Source organism: Bacillus sp. C1, assembly GCF_054570475.1.
Window position 1 is genome coordinate 29,540 of record NZ_JBTMZT010000008.1, and the last position, 23,103, is coordinate 52,642.

Here is a 23,103-nt window from a genome sequence, read left to right on the forward strand (position 1 = left end):
CTCCCCTGAATGATGGATTTTAATCCGGATATCTCTAACATATAATAGTTATTGTAAGGCTTTTACAATTTTAAGGGAGGGAATTGCATGAAGAATTGGGTTCAGTTTAGATTTGCAAGACCAACAGATAAATTTGAAGAAGTTATAAGTTTTTATGAAACAGGATTAGGTTTAAAGCGTATAGGGGAGTTTCAAAATCATGAAGGATACGACGGAGTCATGTTTGGATTACCTGATGAAGAGTATCATTTAGAGTTCACAAGGCATGTTAATGGCAGTCCATGTCCTGCGCCGACAAAAGATAATTTACTAGTTTTTTATATGCCTAATAAAGATGAGATTGAAAAAATAACGAATCGGTTAGATAAAATGGGCTATCATGAAGTTGAACCGGAAAATCCGTATTGGATAGAGAAGGGAACGACGATAGAAGATCCGGATGGTTGGAGAATTGTACTCATGAATGCAGCTGGATAAAACAAGCTGTTTTAGATACTTAATAGAATGTAGCAAACTTACTTAGACATTAATCCCTACAACATTTGTAGGGATTTTTATATAAGGCTTAGTAAGAGAGCTATTACAATATAAAAAGTACTTTGACTAGACGCGAATTTAGTAAGTATGAGATGTGAAGGAGGTATAGGAATATGACATTAAATCATTTTGAGGAATTTTCTCGAAAAGTCGGAAATACACCTCTTATTAAATTAGAGTGCAAAGAAACAAAGAATCTTTCTATCTATGCTAAATGTGAATGGCACAATCCTACAGGGTCGATAAAAGATAGAGCAGCACTTGGAATGATAAATAAATATTTAAAAGAAACGATTAAAAAACAACATATTTTAGAGTATAGTGGTGGAAGTTTAGCAAGGTCAATTGGCTGGATTTGTTATCACTTAGGTATTGAGTGTACTTTAGTTTTAAGTTCTGGATTAGGAAAATCATTATTAAATGAACTCGATAATTATGGCGCAAAAGTTATCTTGGTTGATAAATTAAAGGGATTTTACTCAGTAATAGAGAAGGCGATAGAGATTAGTAAACAAAATCCCGATTACTATTTTCTATTTCAACACTATAATAAAGCTAATCTTTTAAGTCATCTGGAAGGGACAGGTCCAGAAATTATTACACAAATGAAAGGGAAATCTATTAACGCTTGGGTAGCATCCGCTGGGACAGGTGGAACTCTAATGGGGGTGTATAAAGCAGTAAAGAATTATACACCTAATGTCGAGTTACATTTAGTAATGCCTGCTGAATTACCTTACGGTTCTGAACAACCTCCAAATGCTTTAAAGAAATATGCTGGATCAGGTGGATTTGGTCTGGGGAGGAAACAACATTTCTTAGAAAAGGAAGATTATTTGATAGAAAAACAATGGACTTATTCATATGAAGATACCTTGTACGAAATGGCACGTTTTTATAATGAAACTGGCATTAAAATAGGTACGTCTGCTGCAGCAAACTTATTAGCTGCTAAACAAATTGGAAAAGAAAAGGGCGCGGAATTCACTGTTGTAACAGTTTTTCCAGACGCAGGATCTACAGAAGAGTGGTCGGATGTAGAGAGTTTATTAGAAAAAGGGAGATGATTTATCTCTCCTGAATATCCATTTACTATATCAAGTTAGCGAGTAACTCCAACGCCAAGTTGTGGTTCAGCTAATGATATGAGACGTTTTGTGATTTCTCTACTAACAGATCCATTTTCACTTGGCGATGTCATTTTGTTTCGTTTTGGTGTACTTGCTTCTCTTAAGTTGATGAGCATGTAGCGGGGAACACATGCCCATCAAGCGAATGTTTTGAATTGTCCCCGAAATGAAATTTCTATCTGGAAAATAAACCATTAAATGCAAAATGAAATAAATGTAGTTTTTAATGTCTTAAATACGCATAACCCCGTTCCAATTTTAGAACGGGGTTAAAATAAACTTTTTTAGTTTCTAGTGTGATATAATTCCATATTAAAAATATAATAACACACATTCGTTTAAATATGGTTTTGGTTATTCTCAAATCACTCTTGATTGCTGTAATTTATATATGTTCCGCCCACTTTTTATCATTTTAACTGAGAAGACTCCTTCCTCTAAACGAAGTGAAGGTGGGGGATGAATCCGTTTTTATCTTTTTTTAAGAAAATGTTTCTTTTTATAGAACGTACGTTTGTTTTAGTGTATAATAATCGTATCAAACAAAATGGGGTGAGAACAGGTGAAGAAAGCGTATTTTTCGAAACGAATCTATAAGACCGATTTACCGCATGAAATGGTAGATGCACTGACACAGACAATCGAAACATTTAATCGCGCGAAACGTTTTGCATTTCAAATAATCGTCAGGGAAAAACATTGGAATCGTAAGATACACACAGACAGTCTTCATCTTGTTCTCAAACGAAAATACCAATTGAATGATTACTATGCCAACAGCGCGGTGCAAGAAGTGAAGGCGTTGTTTACAGGTTTAATGGAGTTACAAAAACTATATGAGAAGCAAACGCAAGAGAAGCTTAAGAAACTCAAGAAAAAATTAAAACAAGAACGAACAAAACTAACAACTCTTCGTAAAATCAAACAAAGTTGCGTGAAGGGGAAACTAACATTTCCGAAAAACACTCGCTTCGCGAAGCACAACAACCTCATCTCCTCATCTCCTTATCTCGTAAAAAAGAAACTCTAATTTGGCTGAGTGAATATCTATTTGAGCATCGGTACTTAGATGTTCAGATCAAAAGAATTCAGGCAAAAATTGGCCTTCTAACCCACAGACAATTCCGTTTAACACAAAAACTTTCATCTTATCAAACAAATATCCCAAGCGTAGTATTTGGGAGCAAAAAACTATTTAAGTCTCAATTTACCATCCGTGAGTTTGTACGGAACCATGACAAATGGAAAACATTATTTTCTCATGGTCGAAATAAACAGCTTATACTATCTGGCCGTAAAGATGCTAAATATGGGAATTTTGTGTTTCAGTATATGCCGGAGACAAAGGGTTACACTTGTTTGAAAATGAAAAGAAAAAGCTAGCAAAGCTATTTGTATGATAAAAAAGAACACTTTGCCCCAGATTTTTACGCTTATTACCAGAGCAGATAACAAGTCTAGGAACTGGATGCATGACAAAGTGTTCGATCCTCGATATAAGAAAAAGTAGCTGTACCTGTTTTGTTTTCTTTGTGCTAGAAGATAAAATAGGTCGTCTTCCATAAGGACACTACGGAACTCTATATCGTTGTATCCTCTCTGTTGAACGAGAGGAACTGTTTTTACCTTGGCAGAAACAGGAGAATCTCCCACCTCAAGCTCGTGTAGAGGTAGGTGGGGTAGTTCAATTCGTTACGAACTTAATAAAGTAGTATTGTTATCTGTTAAGAGAGCAGACACTACTAAATAGGGGTCTAGGTCTTTTGACAAGTTCTCCTTGACAATTAGGACATACATAATTCATTAATTTTGTACACTCCTCACAAAATGTACATTCATGTGTGCAAATAAAAGCTAAAGATTGCTCGTCAATTTTATTATTACATTTCTCACAACATTTTCTCATCTCAAGTCCCATTTTTATTCCTCCAATAACATTTTTTTCATTATATACATAAAATTATAAATATAATATAATTTTGTTTACATACAAATTATTAGCTATTTCATCCAAAAGACTTAAAAAATTTATTTATTATAACCGTTTTACTTTAAATAAAAAGGGGATGTTTAGAATGGACCATATCGACCGAAAAATTTTACATATTCTTCAAGAAGATGGACGTATATCTATGACTGAACTAGGAAAAATGGTGAACTTATCAACACCTGCTGTAAAGGAACGAGTAAAAAAATTAGAGGATAAAAATGTTATTACAGCCTATAGGGCAGTTATAAACCCAGAGAAATTAAATAAGAATGTAACGGCTTTTGTTTTGTTTGAATCAAAAAAATGTCAACAATTCAGAAGTTTTTGCAAAGAAAACCCCATGGTCTTTGAGTGCCACAGATTAGCCGGACAATATAGTTATTTGGTGAAAATAGTCACTGAATCGGTGCAACATTTAGAAGAATTTATAGATGCTTCAATGGAGTTTGGCTACCCATCAACTTTAATTAACTTATCATCACCAGTAAAATATAGATGTATTTTTTAGAATAGGGTTCTTTGAAGATATTTAAGGGATGCGGCCACATAGCTATCAAGCTAGACTTATATAAGCTTAGCTTGATAGCTATGTGCGGGGGATCCAAAGGAGAATAGAGTGTACTTTGCCCATTCCTCCTTTTCGGAGAAATGGGCAAAAATACCCATGTTACTTCTTGATGAACAAGTAAAAGAGAAGTTATACGACTTTTGCGTTTGTATTTTCTCTTTTGTGATATTCAGGCATGTAGACATATTGGGATATAACAAGAAGAACGCTTATAAAGAATACAGGGAATAGGCTAGATATAAATAAACCATCAACCTTTAAATTAGCGATGAGACAAACGATAATGATGAGTGAAGTATATAAATGAGAAATGTATTTTTTAAATCGTATTTTAAATACTTCTAGCAATATTTCACAGCATACAAATAGGATGACTGTACTTAAAAAAATTATATTTGTATCATAAATAATAAAACAACAGATTAGGCCAAAGAAAGCTAGGTATTCGATGAGTAACGGAATATTACGCGGCATAAGATGTTACCATACTAAGTAAGGAAATGGAATAGTTGCATTTGTTTTCTCAAAATTCCATTCCTCATTATGTAATTGAAAATGAAGATGTTTCTTAGTTACTGTTTTCGTATTCATCGTATAATAAGCCCCCTGTATCATTTATGATAAAACTTAGAATTATATTAAAAGAATAACAGAAATATAATAATTATGGAAATAAATGAAAGAGATTTTTAATTTTCTCAACATAAGATTGACTGATCATATTTAGTGAAATCAATGAAAAGTAGCTGGTATTTTCTAAAAGAGTAACTGTTTTATAGAATTTGCAGATTTCGCGTGGCAAATAGGACAAATTTGAGAATATATATAGATATAATACAAAAAACGGCATGAAATCTTTCTTTTCTAGTCTTTTTTTTACATTATAAATAGGAAACCTATGTTTCTCATTTATACTACGGTATAATAATGTGAAAAAAGTACGAAAAGAGGTAGCCCTATGCTAGAAGTCATTGCAACTTGTTTAGAAGATGTGAAACGAATTGAAAAAGCTGGTGGAAATCGAATTGAGCTTATTTCAGCATATACAGAAGGTGGATTAACGCCAAGTTACGCTTTTATAAAACGAGCGGTGGAAGCAGTACATATACCTATCCATGTTATGATTCGTCCGCATGCTAAGTCATTTATATATACAGTAGAAGAAATTGAAATGATGAAAGAGGACATACAAATTGCACAAGAACTTGGTGCTGCAGGAGTTGTTTTAGGGGTATTAAATGAGCACAATCAAATTGATGAAGAGCAATTAGCTGATTTATTATCTGTTGTAGACGGGATGAACGTCACATTTCATCGTGCGATAGATGAAGTGGATGATCCTATCAATGCGGTTCAAACATTACGTAATTATGCAAAGATAACTCATATTTTAACTTCTGGTGGTCAAGGAAAAATAGAAGAAAATATGTCTATACTTCATGACATGCAAAAAGTAAGTCAAGGTGATATACAGCTCATTGTTGGAAGCGGTGTGACAACAGAAAATATAAAATGGTTATTAAATGAAACAGGAATTTCAGAAGCACATGTTGGTACTGCGGCTAGGCACGATAAATCTTGTTTTGCTGAAATTGATCAAAAATCTGTACAAGATCTAGTAGGAGTAATAAAATCACTATAATGCTAGAGATGAGGGGAAACGATGGAGAAAAACAAGAAAAAAGAAATTATTTCATGGATTAAAACGATAGGGATTACACTCGGAATCGCTTTTATCGTGCGCGGGATTTTATTTACGCCTTCACTTGTACAAGGTGAGTCGATGATGCCTACTTTAGAAAATAATGAACGTGTACTTGTAAATAAAGTTGGTTTTCATATACAAGGATTAAACCGTTTTGATATTATCATTTTCCACGGAAATGAAGGATACGATTTAGTAAAACGAGTAATTGGTTTACCAGGGGATACGATTGAGTATAAAGATGACACGTTGTATGTAAATGGAAAAGCAGTCGATGAACCTTATTTAGCAGATTATAAGGCTGCGGCATCTAAAGGGAAATTAACTCCTGATTTTACGTTAGAACAAAAAACAGGGAAAACAAAAGTACCAGAGGGAAAAGCGTTTGTACTAGGAGACAACCGTCAAGTTTCAAAAGATAGTCGTATGTTTGGTTTTGTTTCTGAAGATCAAATTGTCGGAAAAGGTGAAGCGGTGTTTTGGCCGTTGCAACAAGCAAGAGCGCTGCATTAAGAATTGGTTTGTATACACGTTAAAAAGCAGTGAATATTCATTTCACTGCTTTTTTTATTTGAGAAAAAATATTGTCTAAATAGAAAGAATATTTTATAATTTATATATTCGTTTCGAAAAATGGAATTTTTGTTCCGAATTATGGAACTTAGGGGAGTTAAAATGAGCGTAAATAAAACAGCAGTAAAAACGATGGATATTTTAGAGCTTTTTTATGAACATGAAGAACTAACGTTAACGGAAATGGTTCATCATACAGGCATGCCAAAAACTTCTGTATATCGTTTGATTGGTTCACTCGAAGAAATGGGTCTTTTACAAAAAACAAAAAAGGGAAGCTATAGGCTGGGCTTGGTATTTTTACGGTTCGGTCAACTTGTGTCAAAACGATTATCGGTACGAAATATTGCAACGCCATATATGAAAAAACTTAGAGATTCTCTTGGACAAGCTGTTAACTTAATTATTCAAGATGATAATGAGGCCATTTATATTGAAAAAATGGATGGGGATCAACCGGTAAGAGTATACACAGAGATTGGAAGGCGGGCTCCTTTATATGCAGGGGCATGTCCGCGTATTTTACTTTCGCATTTTTCGGAAGATGATCAAATGCAGTATATAGAGGAAGTACAATTACAACGATTTGCGGATGGAACGATTGTTGATAAAGAAGAGTTACAAAGCCGGTTACATAAGGCGAAAAGAGAAGGTTATACGATAAGTTATTCGGAACTTGAGAATCATACAGCTGCACTTGCAGCCCCTATCTTTGCAAGTGATGGACATGTCATAGCTGGCATTAGTATTTCAGGATTAGAAGTAGAGTACAATGAAGTGACCATTCCAAACTTTATTACAAAAGTAAAAGAAACAGCGTATCAAATTTCGAAGGAACTTGGCTGGATTGGTGAAAAGGAAGGGATATGATGAAATTTTCAGCACTAGGAGATCAAGCAGTTGTTGTTACGTTTGGAGAGGAAATTGATTTAGATATATATGAAAATGTCCAAAAATTACGAGGGCTATTACAGGGGAATCCATTCTATGGACTGATTGAATGTGTACCATCTTTTACTTCTTTAACCGTTTACTATGATGTATATAAACTATGGAAGGGGTATGAAAGAAAGGTCGTACCGTATGATTTTGTATGTGAATACGTGAATAGATTGTTTCGTCATAATCAAAATAACACGAAAAAACAATGTGATTATATTTCAATACCAGTTTGTTATGGCGGGGAATATGGACCTGATTTAAAAGAAGTTGCAGCGTATCATGGTCTATGTACAAGTGAGGTAATTCGTCTTCATAGTGAAGCGACTTATTTTGTTTATATGTTAGGATTTACACCTGGTTTTCCGTATTTAGGTGGTATGCCAAAAGAGCTGGAAACACCTAGAAAACAAACGCCACGTTTACAAATAGCACCTGGTTCGGTTGGGATTGGTGGAAGTCAAACAGGAATATATCCATTAGAAACACCAGGGGGATGGAATATTATTGGCCGAACACCTATTGCGTTGTTTCAGCCAAATGAAGAAAAACCTACATATGTGCAAAGCGGAATGTATTTACGTTTTACCCCAATATCAGAAGAAGAGTACATGGTTATGGAGGAGCTAGGGCATGAACATTGAGGTTTTACAGGCTGGGATGTTTACAACTGTTCAAGATTTAGGAAGGCAGAACTATCAACAATATGGTGTACCTGTTGGCGGGGCTATGGATCAAGTAGCATTAAGAATGATAAATATGCTAGTTGGAAATGAAGAGGATGAAGCTGGATTAGAAATTACAATGGTAGGACCGAAATTGCTTATAAAGAAAACGACGCTATTTGCAATTGGTGGTGCAGATATGGAAGTGCTATTAAATGGAGAACCAGTCCCACCTTGGCGACCGGTTTTAGCAAAAGAAGGGAGTATGCTTTGTTTTGGGAAGATGCAATTTGGGTGTAGAACATATGTAACCTTTGCCGGTGGAATTAATGTTGCTAGTAGTATGGGAAGTAAAAGTACATATGTAAGAGCGAGTTTAGGTGGAATAGAAGGCCGAGCACTGAAAAAAGGCGATTTTTTTCAAATTGGTACACCATCCAGCTTCGCAAATTGTGTGATGAAAAAATTGATAGATGAAGACAGAATAAAAACAATGTGGGGGATATGTCATCATATTTTACCGAAATATAGTCGTAGCCCAACGATTCGTGTCATTCCAGATTTTGAATGGAATCAATTCAAGAATGAAAGTTTAAAAGCATTTTTCACAAAGGAATATAAAGTATCCAATTATGCTGATCGTATGGGATATCGGTTTGAAGGAGAAGAACTAGAAAGAATCGAACAATCTGAGATTCTATCAAGTGCAGTTACATTTGGAACGATCCAGGTGCCGTCTAGTGGTCATCCTATTATCTTAATGGCAGATAGACAAACGACAGGTGGATATCCGCGAATTGGTAATGTTATATCAGTTGATTTACCTATTCTTGCGCAATTGAAACCAGGTGACTATGTTACGTTTGCAAAGACGTCTATCACAGAGGCGACAGAACTTTGCATAGAGCAAGAACAAAATATGAATGTATTAAAGAAATGTATCGCTTCACAAGCGTAAAGTAGGAGGAGAGATAATGGCTACGATTGATTTGAATTGTGATTTAGGAGAAGGATTTGGTGCATATCAGATAGGAAACGACGATAAGATTCTTCCATTTGTTTCATCCGTAAATATTGCATGTGGTTTTCATGCCGGTGATCCAACTGTTATGCGGCAAACTGTTGAAAAAGCGCTAAGAAATAATGTGGAAATAGGTGCGCACCCTGGTTTTCCAGATTTAATTGGATTTGGGAGAAGAATGATGCGTGTTTCACCAGATGAAGTATATGATTATGTTTTATATCAAGTAGGGGCATTAGATGGATTTATAAGAGTAGCAGGAGGAAAGATGCACCATGTAAAGCCACACGGTGCACTTTATAATATGGCAGCTACTGATCTAAAGATTGCAGATGCAATTGCAAAGGCAATTTACGATATAAATCCAGACTTATTCTTGTATGGATTAGCAAATAGTAAATTTAGGCAAGCGGCCGAAAGATATGAACTGAAAATTGTGCAAGAGGCGTTTGCCGATCGTACGTATCAAATAGACGGAACATTAACAAACAGGACAGAAGAAAATGCACTCATAAAAAATGAAGATATAGCAATTGAACAAGTATTGCAGATGGTTAAGAGAGGGGAAGTAAAGACGGTTGGTGGAAAGACTATTAATATTGATGCACAAACAATTTGTATACATGGTGATGGTGAGCATGCAGTTCAATTTGTAGAGAGAATATACAGAACATTACAATTAAATGACATTTGTATTTGTGCACCAAAGTAGGATAAAGGGGGATTATAGACATGGTGAAATTAATAGGGATTTTACTTGTAGCGATTGGTTTTTTATTTCGCCTTAACACGTTATTAGTTGTTATGGTCGCAGGAATTGTTACTGGTATGGTTTCGGGGATGAGTTTTTATGATGTGATTAGTATGTTTGGAAAGTTTTTTATAGAAAACAGATATATGTCTATGCCGATATTATTAACTTTACCTGTAATAGGAATTTTAGAACGCTATGGACTGAAAGAACGTGCAGAAGCGTTAATATCAAAATCTAAGGGAGCAACGACTGGTAGAGTGTTAATGTCATATTTTACGATTCGCGAAGGATCAGCGGCAGTAGGTCTTAATATTGGCGGGCATGCACAAACAGTAAGACCGTTAGTTGCACCGATGGCAGAGGGAGCAGCGCAAGGTCGTTACGGAAAACTTCCAGAAAAACTGAAGGAAAAGATTAAAGCAAATGCGGCGGCAGCTGAAAATACAGCATGGTTTTTTGGTGAAGATATTTTTATAGCAACTGGGGCAATTCTACTAATGAAAGGATTTTTTGATTCTGTAGGAATGCATGTTGGTGTGTGGGATATGGCGCTTTGGGGAATTCCTACGGCAATCTCAGCTTTTATTGTAAGTTGGATCCGCTTTCGACGATTTGATAAGTATATTGAAAAAACAATGAAAAAAGATGAAGATCAAAAAAGGGAGGCGATATAAGATGAATCTGATTACACTTGATACACTTTATTATTTATTAGGTATGATTGTTGCCTTTGTTGCGGTTCGTGTCGCTTTAGATCGAGAGCATCCAAATCGTCTTGGTTCTAGTTTGTTTTGGGCATTATTTTCTATTACATTCTTATTTGGAAACATACTTCCATCATTTTATATTGGCTGTATTGTATTAGCGATGGTCGTTTTAGCCTCATTGAATAAAGTAACGAAATCGAATGAAAAAGAAGCACCTACTGAAGAACGTGTGAAACATGCGGAAAAATTAAGAAATAAAATTTTCCTACCTGCTATTTTAATTCCTATTTTTACGATTATTGGTACGTTAACTTTAGGGAAGGTGAAGTTCGGAAATGTACTTCTCGTTGACCCAGATAAAGTCACATTAATTGCATTAGCTCTTGGAGCATTGCTCGCTTTCGTAGCAGCGATGGGAATCACAAAAGCAAAAATAACAGCCCCTGTGCAAGAAGGAAGTAGATTGTTACAAGCTGTTGGATGGGCCGTAATTTTACCACAAATGTTAGCGGCGCTTGGCGGTATTTTTGCAAAGTCTGGTGTTGGCCAAGTTGTTTCAGATTTAGTTGGACAAGTTTTACCAACAGAGTATCCGTTTGTTGCTGTTATGGCATATTGTGTAGGTATGATGTTATTTACAGTTGTCATGGGGAATGCCTTTGCTGCTTTTGCTGTTATTACGGGCGGGATTGGTTTACCACTTATCGTTCAAATGCATGGCGGGAATCCAGCGATTATGGCAGCACTTGGTATGTTTGCTGGTTATTGCGGGACGTTGTTAACGCCAATGGCAGCGAATTTTAATATCGTACCAGCGATGTTATTAGAATTGAAAGATAAAAATGCAGTCATTAAAGCGCAAGTACCAGTTGCACTTACCATTTTTGTGATTAACATGTTTATTATGTACGGACTTGTGTATAGATTTTAGTAGGGAGTGAGAAAGATGAAGACAATGTTAGTAACAGGGTTTGAACCTTTTGGTGGAGAAGAAATGAATCCTGCTTGGGAAGTTGCAAAGCAGCTTGATGGACAAGTGATTGGAGATTACAAGATTATTAGTAAACAAGTTCCGACTGTGTTTCATAAATCGTTACAAGTGCTACAGTCTTATATGGAGGAAGTAGAACCAGAGCTTGTTATATGTATAGGGCAAGCAGGAGGAAGACCAGACATTACAGTGGAACGAGTGGCAATTAATGTAGATGATGCAAGAATTGCTGATACTGAAGGAAACCAGCCAGTGGATGAACCTATTATCGAAAGGGGGCCTGCCGCATATTGGTCTACACTCCCCCTAAAGGCAATTGTGAAAAAACTTCGAGAAGAAGGAATACCAGCTTCTGTCTCACAAACTGCAGGTACATTCGTTTGTAATCATCTCTTTTATGGGCTGATGCATATATTAGCAACAAGTGAAAATGAAGTTCGTGGAGGTTTCATACATATTCCGTTTTTACCAGAACAAGCAAGCAATCACCTTGGGCAACCGAGTATGTCACTGCCTGTTATTACAAAAGGAATTGAATTGTTAATACAAGTTGCATTGGAAGTAGAAACAGATATTGTAGAATGTGGCGGGACGACACACTAATAAAAATACAGCACCTACTATGGACAAATGTTATAATAAAGGAAGAATTATACATAGAGGTGAAAGTAATGCGGCAATATGAGGAATTTCGTTCGGTTATAGAAAAAGCAAATAAGATCACCGTATTAACTGGTGCTGGCGCAAGTACTGAAAGTGGAATTCCAGATTTTCGTTCAGCAAATGGTTTATACGCAGATGCGAAAGTGGAAATGTACTTATCAAGAGGCTATTATCATAGAAATCCGAAAGAATTTTGGAAGCATTATAAAGAAATCTTTCAAATTAATACGTTTCATCAATATAAACCAAATCGTGGGCATGAGTTTTTAGCGGATTTAGAAAAAAAGGGGAAAGATATCAAGGTATTAACACAAAATATTGATGGTTTACATCAATTAGGTGGTAGTAAACATGTTATCGATTTACATGGTACACTTCAAACAGCGCATTGTCCAAAATGCAAAATGAAATATGATTTGCAATATATGATAGACCATGAAGTACCACGGTGTGAAAAGTGTAATTTTATATTAAACCCTGATGTCGTTTTATATGGTGATACATTGCCACAGTATCAAAATGCAATACAACGTTTATATGATACAGACGTATTACTTGTGATGGGAACGTCGTTAAAAGTTCAGCCGGTTGCATCATTCCCGCAAATTGCAAAAAGAGAAGTAGGGGCAACGACTATTTTAGTGAATGAAGAGTTAACTGGGCAAGAGTATAATTTCGATTATGTCTTTCAGCAGAAGATTGGGCAGTTTGTAGATTGTTTTAAATGATATAGGAGAAACCGAGATAAGAGAATGTATCTCGGTTTTTTTGTTAGAAATTCGAATTTTCGTAATCTTCTTTAAAACACTATAAATTATATTATCTATGTGATTTAATATTGTTAGTAGAGAAGATTTTTTATCCCCAGATGAGATAAAGATATTTTAGACAATAGAAAGAGGAGAGTTGAATGAAAAAGAAAGAGCAGAAAAAGAAACGGAAAAAGAAAACCCATATTCCTTTTCGATTAAATGTGTTATTTTTCTTTGTATTTCTTATGTTTTCAACGATTATTGTTCAGTTAGGGAAAGTTCAAATTATTGATGGAGAAACATATACAAATGAGACGAGAAAAAAGGAAGATTCAACAGTTAGTACGCCTGTCCCGCGTGGTAAAATTTTTGATCGAGAAGGTCACTCGATTGTGGATAATAAACCGTTACGTACAATTACATATACGAAAGTGAAAGGTTTGAATTCAGATGAAATGCTACATACGGCAAGACAACTCGCGAAGATAATTGAAATGCCTCAGGAGGAAATGGATAAGTTAACAGAGGTAGATAAGAAAGATTTTTGGATGCAATTACATAAGAAACAAGCAGCAGAAAAAGTGACAAAAGATGATGAAAAGAAATTAAGAGCAAAGAAAATAGAGGGAAAAGAGTTTGATAAAAAGGTGGAAGAACTGAGGCGTGAACGAATTACAATGGAAGAGTTAAATGAACTTACCACGCAAGATTTAGAAGTACTAGCTATTAAAAGTAAAATGAATACAGGATATAATATGACTCCTAAAATCATAAAAAAAGATGTAAAACCTGAAGAATATGCAGTGGTTAGTGAAAGGTTAGTGGATCTTCCAGGTGTGGATACAACTGTAGATTGGGAGCGCGAGTATCCCTATGATAAGATACTTCGTTCTGTACTCGGAAATGTTTCAAGTGCTGATGAAGGACTTCCGAAGGAGCAATTAGATTATTATTTAGTTCGAGATTATAATCGTAATGATCGGGTTGGAAAGAGTTATATTGAAAAGCAATATGAAGATGTGTTACATGGAACGAAAGCACAATCGAAGAACATTACAGATAAAGAAGGGAAAATCCTTCGTACAGAACAAGTTACGAAAGGTAGAAGCGGAAACAATTTAATGTTAACAATTGATATGGAACTGCAAAAGAGAGTGGAAGAAAGTATTGAGAAAAACTTAATGGCGTTCAAAGCTGTAGAACCAATGCTTGATCGTGCTTTTGTCGTCATGATGAATCCTAAAAATGGGCAGCTGCTATCCATCTCAGGAAAAAAACTAGTAAATAAAGATGGGAATATACAAGTAGAAGATTATGCACTTGGTACAATGACAAGTTCGTATGAGTTAGGTTCAACAGTAAAGGGAGCTACGTTACTAACAGGTTATCAAACGGGTGCGATTACACCATTTACTCATTTTTTTGATGCACCAATGACATTTAAAGGAACAACAAAAGCAAAGAAATCATGGAAGGATTTTGGGGATATTGATGATGTAAGAGCGTTACAAGTTTCTTCTAACGTATATATGTTTAACACCGCTTTAAAGATTGCCGGGGTTGATTACGTACCAAATAGTCCGTTAAATATTAAACAAGAAGCTTTTGATAAAATGCGCTATCATTTTGGACAATTTGGTTTAGGTGTTCCGACAGGTATTGATTTACCGAATGAGACAGCAGGACAAAGAGGAAGAAAAGATCATACACCAGGATTTTTACTTGATTATTCAATCGGCCAATATGATACGTACACACCTCTTCAGCTCGCACAGTATATTTCAACAATTGCGAACGGTGGTTATCGTATGAAACCACAAATTGTACAAGAAATTAGAGAGCAACCAAATAAAGCAGAGGATATCGGTAAGGTCGTTCAATCAATAGAGCCGGCTATTTTAAATCGTATAGACATGGATATTTCTCATATAAATCAAGTAAAAGAAGGATTTAGGAAGGTATTTCAGGAAACGGATGGAACTGGTGTAGCCTACTTTCAAAATCTACCGTATAAGCCTGCTGGCAAAACAGGAACAGCAGAAACAATATACGGTGGCGATAGTGATATAGGTAAAGACGGAAATGGAGATAGAAAAAAATGTTATAATTTAACCTTAGCTGGTTATGCACCGTATGATGCTGATCCTGAAGTTGCATTTTCTGTAGTAGTACCATGGGTAAACGATGATAAATCAGGTATTAATTCTAAAATTGGAAGAGAAATTTTAGATGCATATTTTGATTTGAAAGTGAAAAGGATGGGCGGGAACCCACCTCCTGTAGAACAGCCAAAGAAACAACAATAAAAGACTTGTAGATTTACATAGGATAAGTAGAGTTTGTATATTATCCTTTTTCAAAAGCTAAAATGTTAGAATAATCATTCATTCGAAAAAGCGTCCTAATAGGTAAGAAAATATACCTATTAGGACGCTTTTTTATTTTACATATTTTGAGCTTCTATCATAAAACGATGTTGTTTCACATCAAAATACCCATGTTGCACGATACGTTGATGTATTTTGTATAGCTCATTTACATATGTTTCAATTTTGAAATCAGGCACTTGCCAAGGAATTGCTTGTAAATAATAGACGAAAGCACCGATATCATAAAACCTTTGAACGGGAAACTCTTCTTTACATGTTAAAACTTTAAAACCATGTTGCTCAAGTTCGTTTAGAGCCGATTTTAACTTCCAATCTGTAAATTCAGGATTGAGTGGTACGCCGAGTGCCTCATTGATTTCCGCACAATCTAAGCCACCTACTTGTTGTGTAAGAAAGATGCCATTTGGAGACAGAATCCTTTTTACTTCCGAAACAGAGTAAGATTCGTGTTGGTTTAAAATCAAATCAAATTGCCCGTCATCAAACGGTAAGATGTTGTCATCCGTTACTTCTAGAACCTTTACACCTAAAGGTTCTAGCTTCTTTTTCGCAATAGGGATATTAGGCGTATAACCTTCCGTCGCATAAATAGTAGAAGGGAAAGGTCTTAACAAGGATAAAAATTCACCACCGCCTGTTCCCATATCAAGCACGGAAGTGGCATTTTGCATAAGTGAAAAAGCCATGCTACCGTAAGACCAAGAAGGAGGTTGACTTTTCATACGACCAGTTTCTGTAATAAAGGAAAAATCCCATCCGCTAAAGCTCTTATTGGCATGTTCTAAAAGTGCTAAAAATAATGTATCATATTTCATGCTAAATCCTCCTGTTCATTCTATTAAAATAGGGTGAATAAACAGCGGAGGGGGACCTCTAATTACAATATACGGTTGTTACGTTTCGTATTCTAGTATGTTCATAGGAATCACTCCTGGCAAAAAGTATATTGTTTTACTTTCTAGATTTATGAGTAGAGTACCTTCTAAAAGTAAAAAAATGACGGCTATTTAGGATTTATATAATGTGAAATCATAGTATTAGGTTGGTAGGACTTATATGGAGAATAAAAAATATTTTTTCTAATTACTTGCATTTCACTTTTTATAAGTTTGTTCTTTTTGGGGAAAAACTTGATACATTGTTTTTTATTACGGGAGATCTAAAAGTAAAGGGAGAAAAAATTGTAAATATTATGTAGTACTTAAAAGAAAATAGTTATAAGAAATCTGATGTTCTAGAAATGAAATCATTTTTTGATAGTAAACAAACCCAATATGGAGTACACGTTATATTTAAAGATGAACTGAATACATAGTGTAGTATGTACTGCGGAAAAATCCCATACTGGGAAAATTGAAATTGGACAAGACCATGATGAGCCTGGAAAACATAAAGAATTAGAATTTAGTATAAAAAAGAATGAGGTAGAATGTATGATCCTTACATTCAATAAAACTACAAAATCCACGCTATAATCTATCTTCTATTAATAAATGAACTTCAAATAAATGCAAATTAAATTATATTTATTTTAAATATATAAATATGGAATGAATTAGTGATAGCCTTGCTTAATTAGGGGTATTGTATTGAGAAATATTTTTTTTGGTTTGTTTTTTCGGAATATTCCGTTTATTATTTTGTTTTTTTGCTATTATATAATTAATTTACAGATAAAGGAGAAGGGGTCTATGAATATACAAGTGATTACAAAAGAGCATATTAAGTCACTTCTTTATGAGTGGTATCGAGAAATTCGTATGCAAAACATTGAAAGAGCGGGAGAATTAAAAAAGGAAATAGAAGTTAAAATTCAAAATGTAGAAGAACAAGAAAAAAATATAACGTTGTATTATTCACTCTTGAATTATAGACATGCAGAGTTAATTAATAAAAATGATGTAGATGTCTATATAATCGAATCCCTAGATGTACCAAAAGATAGTCTTATGGAATATTACTATTATTTTTTTAGAGCTTCTCAAGCAACATTACTTGGACATTATAAGAAGGCGAAAGAACTTTACGGGAAAGCTGAAATTCTTTTAAAATATGCCCCTGATGAATTAGAAAAGGCGGAATTTTATTCTAAGTATTCTCTGTTTTGTTATTATATTCACCAACCCCTTTTGGTTATTGAAAATGCATCTAAAGCAAAGGATATATTCTCTAAACATTTTGGACATGAATTTAAGATAGCTAGTTGTTATAATGTACTAGGACTTGCTTGTGTACAAATAAAACAATTTGAACATGCCGAAATACATTTTACATCTGCAATGGATATCCTGCAAAAACGAAATATGAAAAATGATGGAAGTTTCATTTTAAGGATTCGACATAATTTAGGGTTTATGTATACAGAACAAAATCTTTCTCAATTGGCAATCCGTTATTTATCCGAAGTAACAAAAGAACTTCCAAATCATTTTAGAGCGATTTTTCTAGAAGCTAGAGCATATGTTAAATTAGGTGAAACAAAAATGGCATCGGATTTGATTCAAAAAGGTATGAAGGTTTGTAAGGAATTAGATCAAGCAGAATATGAACATCACTTTATAATCTTACAAGCTATAAATCAAAAAGTAACAGCCGAAGAATTAGAAAAAATTATTGTAGAAAGTTTTAGTTTTTTTGAGAAAGAAGGTTTATGGAAGTATGTCGAAGAATATTCAGATATATTAGCGATTCAGTTTTATGAGAGTGGTAATCCTGTAAAAGCTAGTAAATACTTTTATCTAGCTCATAAAAAAAGAGAAGAAGAGTTTGAGAAAGGGGCTTTGAAATGAAAAAAATACTATTTGGAACAATTAGCTTTGCATTCACAGTAATTTTACTGGGGGGATTAAACAATTCGTCATATGAAGCACAAGACGCTCAAAAGGTTGCTAAATCTTCAACAGAGAATATCGTACAATATATGCATGGAGATGCTTGGTAAACAAAATAAGTATAAAAAGAATTCTTTTAAAAGAGTTCTTTTTTTATTTGGCGTTGAATCCGGATTTAAGTATTCATATTCAAAAGATTAAACCAATCAATTTCCCCCTTTTCTAAAGGGGGGAATGTAAAATGTACAAGATTCTTCTTTAAGTTTTTCAATGATGTTAATTGTGATAGCTAATATCTACGATAATCAAAACTGAACAAAATAATCCTTTTATACGTCACAAGTACGATATTAGAAGAGTTGATTAAAAATCCTTTGGAAGATATCACCTACTCTATTGAAGGGGATTTTAATAACTCGTATGGGAGTGAATAATATTTTACTTTTATTTTCCATCTTAATACTGCGTGAATTGTCTCCATTTTTCTTCGCCAAGCGTAAATATATCGAGATGATCTAAATCGTGAGTACTACCAGAAGGTCCTACAGCGTCTACAAGATATTCTCTGTTCGCGCCCTTTTGATTGCTTCTTCGCGGTTGTTGACGCCGAGCTTCGAGTAAAGGTTCGAGCAGTAATTACGTATCGTTCCCTCCGATAAAAACAACTTAGCGGCAATTGACTTGTAGCGAAGCCCGTTCGACAGATGCTCCAAAATTTCCATCTCGCGTTTCGTAAGTCCGTACGGATAGTTTTCCTTACTTGAGCTGATTTTCTCCAGTTGCTCGCGTTGACGTTTCATTTCTTCGAAAACTCGCGTAGCGACCGATTGATCAATCCAGGTTCCTCCGTTATAAATAAGTTTCAAGGCTTCTTTCATCTCTCGTGGATGGATTGACTTCAGCATGTAGCCTTCTGCTCCGTGCTCTAATGCAGTTGCTGCCTGTAAGGAATCCTCAAATGTTGTCATGAGCACAATCTTCATACCAGGCCATCGCTGTTTCATCTCAAGTAAAGCTTCAAGCCCGCCCATTCCTGGCATACGAATATCCATTAGCACGATATCAGGATGTGAATGTTCACAATGCTCTAATGCTTCGAGCCCATTCTTCGCTTTACCAACAACGGTAAAATCAGTATGCTGCTCTAAAACTTGCTCCAAACTGTCGGTAATAAGTGCTTGATCATCAACAATCAACAGGCGGATCGTGTCATGTACAAGCTCTGTCTGTAACGGAATATTACATATAACGAATGTTCCTTGCTCAGTACCAGAGTGAACAGACAATGTGCCGTGATATAGTTCAAGCCGTTCCTTCATCCCATTGAGCCCAAATCCAAATTGGATTTCTTCCATTCCGATGCCGTTATCTTCAATTTGTAACCGGAGTTGTTGTCTATCGAAATAAAGTTGAACGGATATCGCGCTCGCTTTGCCATGGCGAACCGCGTTTGTTAGGGACTCTTGAAGGCAGCGATATAAGCAAAAGTTTATTTTTGGCGTTATGAGAGTCTCATTGCCAATCATACGGAATGTAACCGTTGTACCTGTCGACCTCATAAACTCTTCAGTTAATTGTCTCAGTGATTCGCTTAACGAATGATGTAATGAATTATGAGAGAGCTGATGAAGGTGCTTTCGGATATCATCTAGACTGTGCTGGGCGATGCCGACAAGTGAATCAATTCTCTCAAACTGTGAATCTGGCACTGACGATCGCATTGATTCGATACCGACGATGAGAGAGGTAAGGGTATGACCAATTGTGTCATGCAGATCATGTGACAGCCGGCTGCGCTCTTCTATGAGCGTAAGCTCCTCAATCCGTTTAATATGTTGCTCCAGTAACAGCTTTTGCGCTTGTATAATCTGAGCTTGCTTATGGTACTGAATTAATACATTAAATGCCATTCCAATGACAAAACCAATGCTGCAACTAACGATAAACTCATACGGAAGATAATCAGCAATCCAACTGTTCAATGCTGGGAATACGATTCCACAGAGGACACCTGTCCACACATAATTTTTTTGAATGTTTGCTAAGCCGATAATCATCACGAGTAAAACGAAAGACCAAAGTAATCCTGGCGCTACATAGGCTAAATAAAGATAAAATAAGCCCGATGCTGTGACATCGACTGCAAGATACCAGTCTTCTTTTTTATAGAGGACAATCAATGGAACACAGTAAACGACGATAGCAAGGGAAAGTACAATCCAAAGTGACGTATTGATTAATGCTGGATTTATAAAATTAGCACTTATAATAACGAACAGCCAAACTGTTCGTATGGATACAAATATCCAATCATACCAAAACCATTTTTTTATTACTGAGAACATAGATTATGCACACCTACTTGTATGTTTTTAAAGTTAGTTTTCTAATTATTCAGATTCATCATGTAACATAACTGCCAATTCGTCAATAGAAAGAGGGAGAAAGGTTAGAGATTGGCTGTAAAACATGTCATATGAGATAGTTGACAATTTATCACACGGTTTATGTGACAGATCTGTCATGAAAAATGTAGTCGTTTCGTCACTATGTCATTTAACGGTTTCGAAGTTAAGGTGAGGGTGTGAAGCAACAGAAAAATTCAAAATAATAGGAGCGATGCATTATGAAATCATTCATCATTAAAAAAGGAACTGCACTTACCTTAACGGCGACGATACTGGCTGGGACACTAGCATTACCTACTTATGGAAATGTTCACGCGGTGTATAAAAAGACATCAACGCAACAGGCTGTGGATAAAGCTGCTAATACTGAAAATATTCCAGGTGTTATTGTTACCGTAAAAAAAGGAGAGGCAAGCTGGGCATATGCTTCTGGTGAAGCAAACATCGAAAGAAATCATAAAGTGGACGCTGATTCTACTTTTAGGATTGGGAGTACAACGAAGACATTTGTTGCTACAGTTGCATTACAACTTACTGGAGAGAAGAAGCTCAATCTCGATGATACGGTAGAGAAATGGTTGCCGGGGCTCATAAAGGGGAAAGGCTATGATGGAAACAAAATTACAATTCGGCAATTATTAAATCATACAAGCGGAATTCCAGACTTCTTGACTTCAGAGCTTAAGGAGAAATTACTTAAAAATCCAAGTGAAAATTATACACCTGAACAATTAATCGCTCGTGCTTTGAAGTTAGAGCCGGTAACGGGGTGGGCATACTCGAATACAAATATGGTTCTTGTTGGGCTTATTATCCAGAAGATTACTGGGGAAACCTATGCTGAACAAATTAAGAAACGAATTATTGAGCCACTCGGGCTTAAAGAAACATTCCTTCCTGGAAGTTCGATGGATATTCCGAAAAAAAATGCTCGTGGCTACTTGAATATGGGAGATAAATTAGTAGACATTACTGCACTGAATCCTTCATTTGCTAACGCTGGGGGGGAAATGATTTCGACAGGAGAAGACTTGACGACGTTTTTCCGCGCCTTATTAGGTGGAAAGCTGCTAACACCGGAGATGCAAAAGGAAATGATGACTAGTACAGTTGATTCCCCGTTAGGAAAGTATGGGCTTGGCATACACGCAACAAAATTACCGGACGGTACCAAAGTATGGGGGCATGGCGGGGGGATTCCGGGATTTACTAACTTTGCAGGAGGAACGGAAGATGGTCAACATGTTATCTCGATCAATATCAATGTATTAGGAGCTGAAAAACATATCAATAATATTTTAGCTTCAGAATTTGTAGCAAAATCAAAAAAGGAACCCACAGACAAGGAAAAGAAAAATAAACATCGAGAAGAAGTCAAGTACGTAATGGATCAGGTGGTAACGAATAAAAAAGTTCCAAGTGTCATAGCAGGTGGATTAAAGGACGGAAAGCGCTGGTCCTACGCTACAGGGACAGCGAGTTACGAAGTACCGCGCCCGGTGGAGCCGAACTTTTCATTTCGTATCGGAAGCATAACAAAAACGTTCACTGCTTCTGTTATATTGCAGTTGGCTGAGGAGAAACAATTGAATCTTGATGATTCGGTTGAAAAATGGTTGCCGGGAGTCGTGCAGAGGAACGGGTATGACGGTAATAACATTACAATTCGTCAGTTATTGAACCATACAAGTGGAATTGCATCCTATACAGATGAAGATATGCGAGATATTACTTTGCCTCAAAATCCATTTCATTACTATACTACAGATGAACTTATCGGATTAGCACTGGCAAAACCGCCTGTATTTACACCAGGAGGGGGGTGGAACTATTCGAACACGAATACGGTTTTAGCTGGTCAAATTATTCAAAAAGTAACAGGGGATACGTATGCGGAGCAAATTAGGAAACGTTTCATTGAGCCGCTTGAGTTAAAAGAGACATTTGTAATGGAAGCGAGTCCTCACATTCCTGGTGAGCACGCTACAGGATATAATATGGACAGATCAGGTCATTTGTACGATTTAACAGAAATGAATCAATCATGGGCAAACGCAGCCGGAAATATGGTTTCAACAGTTAAAGATTTGACCACTTTCTTCAGTGCACTGTTGGGAGGAAAGCTTTTAAATCAAGAGATGATGGATCAGATGCTCACAGCAGTAGATTCACCGATTGGCAAAGTCGGACTAGGGATTTATGAAGAGAAAACACCGGACGGACAATCATATTGGGGGCATGCCGGCGGTACTTTTGGATTTGAAACGAGAGTCGGTGGACCTTTAGGAGGTGAGCATATTTTTGTAACTGCCATCAATGCAGTAGGTCCGGAAGTCATCGAGGGGCGGAATGAAATTTTCAATAAGGAGTTTGGCCGTTAAGTTTCAAGTTGACACATGCCCCTTTATACAAGGGCATGCGGTGGTACCATAAGCATTATTTATTGCCCGAAATCTAGTGAAAAGTTCCCCCATACTTC

At 35.9% G+C, this 23,103-nt stretch carries 22 protein-coding genes and 1 pseudogene; 18 read left to right on the forward strand and 5 right to left on the reverse strand.

The window, feature by feature from the left end; translation table 11 throughout:
- Positions 1-87: 87 nt before the first annotated feature.
- A complete protein-coding gene (locus ACX5JI_RS19135) occupies positions 88-477 on the forward strand; it encodes a VOC family protein (RefSeq protein ID WP_459502613.1) in 390 nt (129 codons plus the stop codon).
- 173 nt (positions 478-650) lie between these two features.
- Complete coding sequence (locus tag ACX5JI_RS19140) at positions 651-1,604, forward strand: PLP-dependent cysteine synthase family protein (RefSeq protein WP_459502614.1); 954 nt, start codon at positions 651-653, stop codon at positions 1,602-1,604.
- A gap of 35 nt (positions 1,605-1,639) precedes the next feature.
- Here ACX5JI_RS19140 and ACX5JI_RS19145 read toward each other — a convergent pair whose 3' ends face one another.
- Positions 1,640-1,783 (reverse strand): alpha/beta-type small acid-soluble spore protein, encoded by a 144-nt coding sequence (locus ACX5JI_RS19145; protein WP_459502615.1) that lies wholly within the window; start codon positions 1,781-1,783, stop codon positions 1,640-1,642.
- A gap of 446 nt (positions 1,784-2,229) precedes the next feature.
- On the opposite strand from ACX5JI_RS19145, the pseudogene ACX5JI_RS19150 reads away from it, so the two are divergent.
- Positions 2,230-3,014: pseudogene (locus ACX5JI_RS19150) on the forward strand (IS200/IS605 family accessory protein TnpB-related protein); the annotation flags it as partial.
- Between the two features lie 370 nt (positions 3,015-3,384).
- Here the strand turns inward: ACX5JI_RS19150 and ACX5JI_RS19155 are convergent.
- Positions 3,385-3,585, reverse strand: a complete 201-nt coding sequence (locus tag ACX5JI_RS19155; protein ID WP_459502616.1) for a DUF1272 domain-containing protein — start codon at positions 3,583-3,585, stop codon at positions 3,385-3,387.
- Positions 3,586-3,742: 157 nt separating this feature from the next.
- Between ACX5JI_RS19155 and ACX5JI_RS19160 the strand changes: the two genes are divergently transcribed.
- Entirely contained in the window at positions 3,743-4,165 is a 423-nt protein-coding gene (locus ACX5JI_RS19160; RefSeq protein ID WP_459502617.1) for an Lrp/AsnC family transcriptional regulator, read from the forward strand.
- A gap of 189 nt (positions 4,166-4,354) precedes the next feature.
- Here ACX5JI_RS19160 and ACX5JI_RS19165 read toward each other — a convergent pair whose 3' ends face one another.
- The gene (locus tag ACX5JI_RS19165; RefSeq protein WP_459502619.1) at positions 4,355-4,699 is read right to left on the reverse strand and encodes a hypothetical protein; all 345 of its coding nucleotides are present in this window, start codon (positions 4,697-4,699) and stop codon (positions 4,355-4,357) included.
- A 484-nt stretch (positions 4,700-5,183) separates the two neighbouring features.
- Here ACX5JI_RS19165 and ACX5JI_RS19170 point away from each other — a divergent pair, with 484 nt between their 5' ends.
- From ACX5JI_RS19170 to ACX5JI_RS19220, 11 genes are all read left to right on the forward strand, one after another.
- A complete protein-coding gene (locus ACX5JI_RS19170; protein ID WP_459502620.1) occupies positions 5,184-5,867 on the forward strand; it encodes a copper homeostasis protein CutC in 684 nt (227 codons plus the stop codon).
- Between the two features lie 21 nt (positions 5,868-5,888).
- The gene (lepB, locus tag ACX5JI_RS19175) at positions 5,889-6,443 is read left to right on the forward strand and encodes a signal peptidase I (RefSeq protein WP_459502621.1); all 555 of its coding nucleotides are present in this window, start codon (positions 5,889-5,891) and stop codon (positions 6,441-6,443) included.
- A 162-nt stretch (positions 6,444-6,605) separates the two neighbouring features.
- Positions 6,606-7,373 (forward strand): IclR family transcriptional regulator, encoded by a 768-nt coding sequence (locus ACX5JI_RS19180; protein ID WP_459502622.1) that lies wholly within the window; start codon positions 6,606-6,608, stop codon positions 7,371-7,373.
- Entirely contained in the window at positions 7,373-8,086 is a 714-nt protein-coding gene (gene pxpB, locus ACX5JI_RS19185) for a 5-oxoprolinase subunit PxpB (RefSeq protein ID WP_459502623.1), read from the forward strand. Before ACX5JI_RS19180 ends, pxpB begins: the two co-directional genes overlap by 1 nt.
- Entirely contained in the window at positions 8,076-9,065 is a 990-nt protein-coding gene (locus ACX5JI_RS19190) for a 5-oxoprolinase subunit C family protein (RefSeq protein ID WP_459502624.1), read from the forward strand. Before pxpB ends, ACX5JI_RS19190 begins: the two co-directional genes overlap by 11 nt.
- Positions 9,066-9,081: 16 nt before the next feature.
- A complete protein-coding gene (gene pxpA / locus ACX5JI_RS19195) occupies positions 9,082-9,840 on the forward strand; it encodes a 5-oxoprolinase subunit PxpA (RefSeq protein WP_459502625.1) in 759 nt (252 codons plus the stop codon).
- 20 nt (positions 9,841-9,860) lie between these two features.
- A complete protein-coding gene (locus ACX5JI_RS19200; protein ID WP_459502626.1) occupies positions 9,861-10,556 on the forward strand; it encodes a DUF969 domain-containing protein in 696 nt (231 codons plus the stop codon).
- A 1-nt stretch (position 10,557) separates the two neighbouring features.
- Positions 10,558-11,520: a DUF979 domain-containing protein gene (locus ACX5JI_RS19205; protein ID WP_459502627.1), complete on the forward strand. Its 963-nt coding sequence runs from the start codon at positions 10,558-10,560 to the stop codon at positions 11,518-11,520.
- Positions 11,521-11,535: 15 nt separating this feature from the next.
- The gene (gene pcp, locus ACX5JI_RS19210) at positions 11,536-12,183 is read left to right on the forward strand and encodes a pyroglutamyl-peptidase I (RefSeq protein WP_459502628.1); all 648 of its coding nucleotides are present in this window, start codon (positions 11,536-11,538) and stop codon (positions 12,181-12,183) included.
- 68 nt (positions 12,184-12,251) lie between these two features.
- Positions 12,252-12,971 (forward strand): NAD-dependent protein deacylase, encoded by a 720-nt coding sequence (locus ACX5JI_RS19215; protein WP_459502629.1) that lies wholly within the window; start codon positions 12,252-12,254, stop codon positions 12,969-12,971.
- 182 nt (positions 12,972-13,153) lie between these two features.
- Entirely contained in the window at positions 13,154-15,301 is a 2,148-nt protein-coding gene (locus tag ACX5JI_RS19220; protein ID WP_459502630.1) for a peptidoglycan D,D-transpeptidase FtsI family protein, read from the forward strand.
- 137 nt (positions 15,302-15,438) lie between these two features.
- On the opposite strand, the gene ACX5JI_RS19225 is transcribed toward ACX5JI_RS19220, so the two are convergent.
- The gene (locus tag ACX5JI_RS19225; protein WP_459502631.1) at positions 15,439-16,200 is read right to left on the reverse strand and encodes a class I SAM-dependent methyltransferase; all 762 of its coding nucleotides are present in this window, start codon (positions 16,198-16,200) and stop codon (positions 15,439-15,441) included.
- An 876-nt stretch (positions 16,201-17,076) separates the two neighbouring features.
- Between ACX5JI_RS19225 and ACX5JI_RS19230 the strand changes: the two genes are divergently transcribed.
- Positions 17,077-18,174 (forward strand): response regulator aspartate phosphatase, encoded by a 1,098-nt coding sequence (locus tag ACX5JI_RS19230; protein WP_459502632.1) that lies wholly within the window; start codon positions 17,077-17,079, stop codon positions 18,172-18,174.
- A complete protein-coding gene (locus ACX5JI_RS19235; RefSeq protein WP_459502633.1) occupies positions 18,171-18,326 on the forward strand; it encodes a hypothetical protein in 156 nt (51 codons plus the stop codon). Before ACX5JI_RS19230 ends, ACX5JI_RS19235 begins: the two co-directional genes overlap by 4 nt.
- A gap of 441 nt (positions 18,327-18,767) precedes the next feature.
- Here ACX5JI_RS19235 and ACX5JI_RS19240 read toward each other — a convergent pair whose 3' ends face one another.
- Positions 18,768-20,561: a response regulator gene (locus ACX5JI_RS19240; protein ID WP_459502634.1), complete on the reverse strand. Its 1,794-nt coding sequence runs from the start codon at positions 20,559-20,561 to the stop codon at positions 18,768-18,770.
- A gap of 281 nt (positions 20,562-20,842) precedes the next feature.
- On the opposite strand from ACX5JI_RS19240, the gene ACX5JI_RS19245 reads away from it, so the two are divergent.
- Positions 20,843-23,005 (forward strand): serine hydrolase domain-containing protein, encoded by a 2,163-nt coding sequence (locus tag ACX5JI_RS19245; protein ID WP_459502635.1) that lies wholly within the window; start codon positions 20,843-20,845, stop codon positions 23,003-23,005.
- Positions 23,006-23,103: the final 98 nt, after the last annotated feature.

Excerpts from the sequence above, each read along its gene's own strand:
- ACX5JI_RS19135 (WP_459502613.1), top strand. The coding sequence starts at position 88 with ATGAAGAATTGGGTTCAGTTTAGATTTGCAAGACCAACAGATAAATTT.
- ACX5JI_RS19140 (WP_459502614.1), top strand. The coding sequence starts at position 651 with ATGACATTAAATCATTTTGAGGAATTTTCTCGAAAAGTCGGAAATACA.
- ACX5JI_RS19145 (WP_459502615.1), bottom strand. The coding sequence starts at position 1,783 with ATGCTCATCAACTTAAGAGAAGCAAGTACACCAAAACGAAACAAAATG.
- ACX5JI_RS19155 (WP_459502616.1), bottom strand. The coding sequence starts at position 3,585 with ATGGGACTTGAGATGAGAAAATGTTGTGAGAAATGTAATAATAAAATT.
- ACX5JI_RS19160 (WP_459502617.1), top strand. The coding sequence starts at position 3,743 with ATGGACCATATCGACCGAAAAATTTTACATATTCTTCAAGAAGATGGA.
- ACX5JI_RS19165 (WP_459502619.1), bottom strand. The coding sequence starts at position 4,699 with ATGCCGCGTAATATTCCGTTACTCATCGAATACCTAGCTTTCTTTGGC.
- ACX5JI_RS19170 (WP_459502620.1), top strand. The coding sequence starts at position 5,184 with ATGCTAGAAGTCATTGCAACTTGTTTAGAAGATGTGAAACGAATTGAA.
- lepB (WP_459502621.1), top strand. The coding sequence starts at position 5,889 with ATGGAGAAAAACAAGAAAAAAGAAATTATTTCATGGATTAAAACGATA.
- ACX5JI_RS19180 (WP_459502622.1), top strand. The coding sequence starts at position 6,606 with ATGAGCGTAAATAAAACAGCAGTAAAAACGATGGATATTTTAGAGCTT.
- pxpB (WP_459502623.1), top strand. The coding sequence starts at position 7,373 with ATGAAATTTTCAGCACTAGGAGATCAAGCAGTTGTTGTTACGTTTGGA.
- ACX5JI_RS19190 (WP_459502624.1), top strand. The coding sequence starts at position 8,076 with ATGAACATTGAGGTTTTACAGGCTGGGATGTTTACAACTGTTCAAGAT.
- pxpA (WP_459502625.1), top strand. The coding sequence starts at position 9,082 with ATGGCTACGATTGATTTGAATTGTGATTTAGGAGAAGGATTTGGTGCA.
- ACX5JI_RS19200 (WP_459502626.1), top strand. The coding sequence starts at position 9,861 with ATGGTGAAATTAATAGGGATTTTACTTGTAGCGATTGGTTTTTTATTT.
- ACX5JI_RS19205 (WP_459502627.1), top strand. The coding sequence starts at position 10,558 with ATGAATCTGATTACACTTGATACACTTTATTATTTATTAGGTATGATT.
- pcp (WP_459502628.1), top strand. The coding sequence starts at position 11,536 with ATGAAGACAATGTTAGTAACAGGGTTTGAACCTTTTGGTGGAGAAGAA.
- ACX5JI_RS19215 (WP_459502629.1), top strand. The coding sequence starts at position 12,252 with ATGCGGCAATATGAGGAATTTCGTTCGGTTATAGAAAAAGCAAATAAG.
- ACX5JI_RS19220 (WP_459502630.1), top strand. The coding sequence starts at position 13,154 with ATGAAAAAGAAAGAGCAGAAAAAGAAACGGAAAAAGAAAACCCATATT.
- ACX5JI_RS19225 (WP_459502631.1), bottom strand. The coding sequence starts at position 16,200 with ATGAAATATGATACATTATTTTTAGCACTTTTAGAACATGCCAATAAG.
- ACX5JI_RS19230 (WP_459502632.1), top strand. The coding sequence starts at position 17,077 with ATGAATATACAAGTGATTACAAAAGAGCATATTAAGTCACTTCTTTAT.
- ACX5JI_RS19235 (WP_459502633.1), top strand. The coding sequence starts at position 18,171 with ATGAAAAAAATACTATTTGGAACAATTAGCTTTGCATTCACAGTAATT.
- ACX5JI_RS19240 (WP_459502634.1), bottom strand. The coding sequence starts at position 20,561 with ATGTTCTCAGTAATAAAAAAATGGTTTTGGTATGATTGGATATTTGTA.
- ACX5JI_RS19245 (WP_459502635.1), top strand. The coding sequence starts at position 20,843 with ATGAAATCATTCATCATTAAAAAAGGAACTGCACTTACCTTAACGGCG.